General features: G+C 73.8%; 7 protein-coding genes and 1 pseudogene. 2 read left to right on the plus strand and 6 right to left on the minus strand.

Going from position 1 to position 6,438, the window contains the following annotated elements:
• Positions 1-28: 28 nt before the first annotated feature.
• Positions 29-802, plus strand: a complete 774-nt coding sequence (locus tag PV341_RS22590) for a phosphatase PAP2 family protein (RefSeq protein WP_500327058.1) — start codon at positions 29-31, stop codon at positions 800-802.
• Positions 803-1,141: 339 nt separating this feature from the next.
• On the opposite strand, the gene PV341_RS22595 is transcribed toward PV341_RS22590, so the two are convergent.
• The 6 genes from PV341_RS22595 to PV341_RS22620 form a co-directional block, all read right to left on the minus strand.
• Positions 1,142-1,990 carry a hypothetical protein gene (locus tag PV341_RS22595; protein ID WP_500358857.1) on the minus strand — a complete coding sequence of 283 codons (849 nt, stop codon included), beginning with the start codon at positions 1,988-1,990 and terminating at the stop codon, positions 1,142-1,144.
• 55 nt (positions 1,991-2,045) lie between these two features.
• Positions 2,046-3,248, minus strand: a complete 1,203-nt coding sequence (locus PV341_RS22600; RefSeq protein WP_500358858.1) for a hypothetical protein — start codon at positions 3,246-3,248, stop codon at positions 2,046-2,048.
• Entirely contained in the window at positions 3,245-3,568 is a 324-nt protein-coding gene (locus PV341_RS22605) for a PadR family transcriptional regulator (protein ID WP_500327063.1), read from the minus strand. The genes PV341_RS22600 and PV341_RS22605 overlap by 4 nt, the downstream gene beginning before the upstream one ends.
• A gap of 75 nt (positions 3,569-3,643) precedes the next feature.
• Entirely contained in the window at positions 3,644-4,492 is an 849-nt protein-coding gene (locus tag PV341_RS22610; RefSeq protein ID WP_500327065.1) for an oxidoreductase, read from the minus strand.
• 19 nt (positions 4,493-4,511) lie between these two features.
• On the minus strand, positions 4,512-5,264 hold the full coding sequence (locus tag PV341_RS22615) for an SDR family oxidoreductase (protein ID WP_500327067.1): 753 nt from the start codon (positions 5,262-5,264) through the stop codon (positions 4,512-4,514).
• A gap of 44 nt (positions 5,265-5,308) precedes the next feature.
• Positions 5,309-6,028: an SDR family oxidoreductase gene (locus tag PV341_RS22620; protein WP_500327069.1), complete on the minus strand. Its 720-nt coding sequence runs from the start codon at positions 6,026-6,028 to the stop codon at positions 5,309-5,311.
• Between the two features lie 226 nt (positions 6,029-6,254).
• On the opposite strand from PV341_RS22620, the pseudogene PV341_RS22625 reads away from it, so the two are divergent.
• Positions 6,255-6,438, plus strand: a pseudogene (locus PV341_RS22625) (D-alanyl-D-alanine carboxypeptidase); the annotation flags it as partial.

Genomic DNA, 6,438 nt, shown 5'->3' on the forward strand with positions numbered 1-6,438 from the left:
CACCCGACCGGCGAAGGAGGCTCCGCCCATGCGCAACCCGTACCACTTCACGCACCTGGGACCCGACGCACGTCTGGGCGCCCGGCTGCCGGCCGCGGCGGCCGCCACAGCCGTCATGGCGGTGCCCTTCGCCCTCGCCGTACTGCTGGTGGAATCCGGATGGCCCCCGCTGCGCCGCCTGGACCAGGGCGCCGCCGACCATCTGCACCGCGCCGCCCTGCAGCACCCGGGCCTGGTGCGCGTGCTCCGCGTCCTCACCGACGTCGTCTGGGACCCGGCGACGCTGCGCGCGCTGGTCGCCGTACTGGTGGTGTGGCTGCTGACCCGCCGGGCCTGGCGCCTGGCGGCCTGGGCCGCCGTCACCGCGGTCGCCGGAGCCACGACGGGGCTGCTCGCCAAGAACACCGTCGAACGCGCCCGCCCCCACCTGCCGGACCCGGTCGCCCACGCCCCCGGCTTCTCCTTCCCGTCCGGCCACGCCATGACGGCCACCACCTCCTGCGCCGTCCTGCTGCTCGCCCTGCTCCCCCTGGTGCCCAAGGCGTGGCGCCCGCTGCCGTGGGCCCTCGCCGGGATCACGGTGCTCGGCGTCGGCTGCACCCGGGTGGCCCTGGGCGTCCACTGGGTCAGCGACGTCCTGGGCGGCTGGCTGCTGGGCCTGGTCGTGGTCACCGCCACCACCCTCGTCTTCGAGACCTGGCGCGCCGAGACCGGACGTCCCCGCACCGCCCCCTCGCAGGGCCTGGAGCCGGAACTGACCGGGGGCGCCCCCGAATCACCACGCGACGCCTGGCGGCCCTGAGGCCCCGGCCAGCCCGACGAGCCGCCGAGCCAGTCGGCCAGGAGGGGGACGACCAGCTCGGGCGCCTCGACCTGGGGGAAGTGCCCCACCGCGGGCGCGTCGTCGAGAACGGTCAGCTTGGAGCGGGGGACGAACTCCGCGATGCGCGGGATCACATGGGCCCCGCTGATGGGGTCCGCCGGGCCCCAGATGAACTGCTGCTCGTCCTCACACGTGCGCAGCACCTCCGTCCATCGAGCGGCGTGCACCTTCCGTTCGTCCATGTACCGCAGGAGGCCCGGCAGGACTCTGAGGCCGTCGCGCGTCCGCGTCCCGGCCCACATGTCGTGCGGCACCGCCTCAGGCAGGGGTCGTCCGGTCAGATGCGCCACTCCCTGCGCCGTCGGTGAGGCCGGACCTGACCTTGGCCAGCATCTGGCCGAGCAGGTGGAAGGCCCGTGCCCGCGTGGGTGCTTGGCGGAGCGTTCCGGACCAGTGGACGTCGGTGTACCTCTCGACGGCGACGAGGGTCTCGTGGTCGTTCCGAGCCGCCAGCACCTGCACGAAGCGCACGTAGTCGCCGAGGTCCGTGCCGGGCGGGTGCCGCTCCATGAAGGCCCGAAGGCGCGGGGTCAGCGCCGGCAGCGTCCGATCCGTCGGGAAGACGACGGCCAGGCCGGCGAGGGCGAGTCGCACCGCAGGGCATTCGGTTTCCCATCGGGCCAGGAGGTCCGGCGTGCGGGACTCGACGACTGCCCGGGTTCGGGCCTCGCTGTCCGGGTCGGTGTGGGGTGGGGTGCCGGGCCGGCGACGTGCCAGATGACGCTCCCCGACCGTGGCGGCGTGGAACAGCGTGTGCACCGCTCCGAACCGCTGCCGGGCAGGCACCCGGTCGTCGGTGGCCAGTACCGCGGGCAACACGACGCCTTCGGCTGTCCAGGGCCGGCAGGTGTCCTGGTGGAGGATTTCGCCGTAGAAGTCGCCGAGGAACCGGACGTCGCTCTCCCAGTGCGGATCCGCCAAGGGCTCGAACAGCATGGATGCCTGGGGCACCCGGCGCCAGTCGGGCAGACGGTCGGCGATGACGTCCCGGAAGATCCGCCGGATCGGCGGGCCGAAGACGCGACCGGTCCTCCACGCCGCCCGGAGCTCTTCATCGGTCGCGTCGGCGGAAGCGGAAGTGGACTCTGGTTCGGGTCGGTCGCTCATCGCCGGCGCAGCGTACTGCGGCACGGCTCGCCCGCGCCGTCCCCCGTTGCCGCTGTCACCGCCGCCAGTTCGGCGGTGGCGTGGCGCCGGCCTGGGGGCTGCTGACGGCGGCGCCGAGGGCCGCGCCGAAGACCGCGAGGGGGAGGGCCGCCAGCGGTACGTAGAGGAGCACCCAGCCGATGGCCTCGTGCAGGGCCAGGCCGATCGGGCCGGAGACCGGGTCGCCGTCGATGGGGTGCACCCCGGCCCGCTGGTAGCGGAACGCCTCCGTGACGTAGACGGTGAAGGCCGGAAGGCACGTGGCCGCCACCGCCCACACCGCGGCCTGCAGTCCGGCCCGGAACGAGTGGTCGGCGGCCGCGACGAACAGCGAGGCCAGGAACAGGGCCAGGACCGGGACGGCGAGCAGGTAGAGGCCGAGGCTGTCGCCGGAGGCGATGTCGTTGAGGCGGGCGCAGAGGAGGAGTCCGCCGGCGACCGCCACCCCGACGCCGAGGCCGGTGCGACGGGCACGGCGGCTGGTGGTCAGTGCCCGCGGCGGAACGAGCGTGAGCCACAGGCCCACGGCCAGCAGCACCGCCAGGGTGACGGCGGCCGAGGGAGCCAGCACGACGGAGGCGTCCGTGCCCAGGGAGCAGGCCGTGACGGCGACGCACGCGGCCACGCCCACCAGGCCCGCGACCGCGGTGGGCAGACCGGGTGCGGGGCGGCGCAGTCGCCGGGCGCGGGAGACGGCGACGGTGGCCAGGGCGCCTGCCAGGCCGACGAACGTCACCGCGAAGAGCCGCAGTTCGGGCAGCGCGCGACCGACCACCGGTCCGGTGCCGACGGCGAGCGCCGCGGCCAGGGCCGCGGCCGCGAGCACCGCCGCCCGGTGCCCGCGCGGCGGGAACAGCGCGGTACGGGCACACCCGGTCGCGAACGACCAGCGCTCCCGGGGGTCCGGCACCTGCGCCAGTTCGGCGGTCATCGCCGAGCCCCAGTCGCGGCGGTCGGCCGGCAACGTCGCGACCGCCGCCGTCAGCAGCCGCGCCGGGGCGTCCATGGCGGCCAACCGGACACCGGACGTGCGCCACCAGGCGGCCCAGAGCAGCGCACCGGCCAATGCCGCGGGCGCGGCCAGGAGGACCGAGGTCACGGCGTACGACAGGAGGTCCTCCTCCGGCGCCGGCGGGCTGCTGCGGCTCAGCAGCAGGACGTAGGCCGCGTCGACGGCGGCGCACACGAGCGCCGCGCCCAGCCGGCCCGTGCGGTTCATGCGCCCTCCCACCCCAGACGCAGCCCGGACCGTTCGGTGACGGTGCCGCTTTCCTGCTCGGCGAGTTCGGCGGCCAGCGCCAAGCCGGCGCCCGTGAGCCGGTACAGGTGCCGCGGGGGTCGTCCGGCCGGTGCGTCGGACTCCCACGTGGTCTCCAGTTGCCCGCGGTCGGCCAGCCGGATCAGGATCGGGTACATCGACCCGGCCCGGATGTCGAGCATGCGGCACAGTTCGTAGCCGTACCGCCAGTCGGTCGGGGTTTCGGCCAGCGCCAGCACCACCGCGATGGTCTGCGCCGAGGGGCGTCGGGACCGGGTCATGCGGATAACTCTATATAGCTAGAGTTGACCCGGCAAGGGACCGTCGTGAAGCGACGACGGAGCGCAACCCGCGGCTCAGACCACGGACTTGGTGTCGTCGTGGTCGGTGGACAGGGCCAGGGCCCGCCAGGTGTCCGCTTCCTTGCGGAGCTGGACGATCTTGCCGTCCATCGCGGCGGCGCAGTCGCTGCCCAATTGGGCCCGCATCGGCGGGTGGTCGGAGTCGGCGAGCTCGATCATGGCCCGGGCGCCCTTGACCGGGTCCCCCGGCTGGCCGTGGTTGAGGCCGGGGACGGCGTCGCGCACCGCACCCGCGGTGGCGGCGTAGTCGGCGATCACCTGACCCTCGGTGTGCAGGCTGGTCGCGTCGAGGAAGTCGGTGCGGAAATAACCCGGCTCGACGATGACGACGTGGATGCCCAGCGGGGCCAGTTCGTCGTGGAGGGCCTCGGAGAGCCCCTCCACCGCGAACTTGGTGGAGCAGTAGACGCCGAAGCCCGGCGCGCCTCGGAAACCGCCGATGGAGCTGAGGTTGAGGATGCGGCCCGACCGCTGCCGGCGCATGACCGGTAGGACGGCGCGGGTGACGTTGGCCAGACCGAAGACGTTCGTCTCGTACACCGACCGGAACGCCGCGTCGGAGGTCTCCTCGACCGCTCCCAGGACACCGCGGCCCGCGTTGTTGACCAGGACGTCGATCCTGCCGAAGGCGTACACGGCCGCGTCGACCGCCGCACGGGCCTGCGGCTCGTCGGTCACGTCCAGCGCGACCGCGAGCACCCGGTCGCCGTAGGCGGAGAGCGCCTTCTCCACGTCCCGGGGGTCGCGTGCCGTCGCCACGACGCGGTCGCCGCGTTCCAGCGCCTGACGTGCGATCTCCAGGCCGAATCCGCGGGCCGCGCCGGTGATGAACCATGTGATCATGACTGCCGGCCTCCTGGAGTCAGTGCGCGATGAGGTTCTGGCCGCCGTCGATGTCGTACGTCCCGCCGGTGAGCGCGTCGTTGCACATGATGTGGGTGGCCAGGGCGGCGACGTCCGCCGGGCCGACGACCCGCCGGATGGGCAGCTTGGCGCGCAGTTCCTCGCGCCGGGCCTCGAGTTGGTCACCCAGGAGCGACGCCGACAGGGCGGTGTCCACGAAGCCGGCGGCGACGAGGTTCACGCGGATCGGCGCCAGCTCGAGCGCCAGGTTCGCGGTGAGGGCGGGAAGGGCGGCGGTGAGCGCGGAGGTCACGGCCAGGCCGACGCCGGGGTGCCGGCCGCCGGTGCCGCCGATGAACAGCAGCGTGCCGCCGGGGCGGACCTTGTCGGCGCTGTAGAGCGCCACCGCCAAGGTCATGGCCAGACGTTCGCTGAAGTGGCGGCGTGCCTCCCCGAGGTCCATGTCGGCGAGCGGCATGTAGAAGGGGCTGCCGGCCGTGAGCAGCACGTGGTCGACCGTGCCGGGCAGGCCCTGGAAGAACTCCTCGAGACGGTCGGTGTCGGTGGCGTCGAAGGCCGCCGTGCTCAGGGGCCGGAGCTCGTCCGCGGCCTTCCGCAGCCGCTCGGGGTTGCGCCCGACCAGCACCACCTCGCCGCCACCGGCCCGTACGCGGCGCGCGGTCTCGAAGCCGATGCCCGCGCTGGCCCCGATCACCACGACGGTCTGGCCGGCGAGGTCAGGGGGGTCGTGCGACGCCTTGCCGTCCGTCATGGGCACCTCCGGTTTGGCCAGCCGTCCGTCCCGTCGGGTGGGGGTCAGACCAGCGGCTCGCCGCCGCGCAGCTGCGGGTAGAGCTGGCCGGGGCCGCCGGGCAGGGCCGCCTGGACCTTCCGGGTGACGTCGTCGGCGAGCACCTCGTCCGCTCCGGCCGCCACGCCGTCGAGGGTGGCGCGGGCCACCGCGGCGGGATCGGCCTTCGGACCGCTCACGGCGGCGGCCATCTCCGTCGCGAGGTAGCTGACGTGGAGCGCGGTGACCTGCGTGCCCTGCTCGGCGAGCGCCACCCGCAGGGCGTTGGTGATCGACCATTCGGCGGACTTGGCGGCGGCGTACCCGGCGGTGCGCGGGATGGAGACCCAGGACAGCACGGAGAGCACGTTGACGATCGCGCCGCCCCCGTTGCGCCCGAGGACCGGCGCGAACGCCCTGCTCATGGCGAGGGTGCCGAGGACGTGCGTCTCGAATTCCGTACGGAACGCGTCGAGGTCGGCGGTGAGGACGTTGGCACGGGTCGTCGAGCCCGCGTTGTTGATCAGGAACGTCACGTCCCCGGCCTGCTCGGCCGCGGCACGGACCGAATCCTGGTCGGTGATGTCCACCGCGATCGGGACGGCGCCGGGGACGGCGACCTTCGCGGGGTCGCGGGCTCCCGCGTAGACCTTGGCGGCCCCGGCCTCGAAGAGCGCCCGCACGAACTGCTCACCGAGCCCGCGGTTGGCTCCGGTGACGAGGGCAACGCACCCTTGGACCTTCATGGAGGCACCTTCCCGGCGTGGGGTCTCGGGGCTGGGACGCGCGCTCACGGCCCGCCACGGCAGCCGGTGGCCGTCCGTCCTGCCTCCTCGACCTTTTCGAACGCACCTCTTCGAACGTATATCGCCCGGGTTGCCGCCACCACCGGAAGGGCGGGCACCCCTTTGGCGGCGCTCATGATGCCGTGGCCGCCACGGTCCGGAAACTGGGGTTCGGCAGCGGAGTGTCGTGGAGGAGGTCGGCGTGGCGGGCGAGTCTCCCGGCGGTGCGGATCAGCAGGAGTCGTCGGGGCGGACGGCGGACCCGGACGAGGCGAACAGCGCGGTGGGGCCCTCCGTGCCCGCCGGCGAGGGCCGGACCCTGCTGGACGAGCTGACGAACCCCCGTGTCTCAAAAAAAACTAACCCCCCCC

This window comes from Streptomyces sp. PA03-1a, from assembly GCF_033792805.1.
Classification (GTDB): domain Bacteria; phylum Actinomycetota; class Actinomycetes; order Streptomycetales; family Streptomycetaceae; genus Actinacidiphila.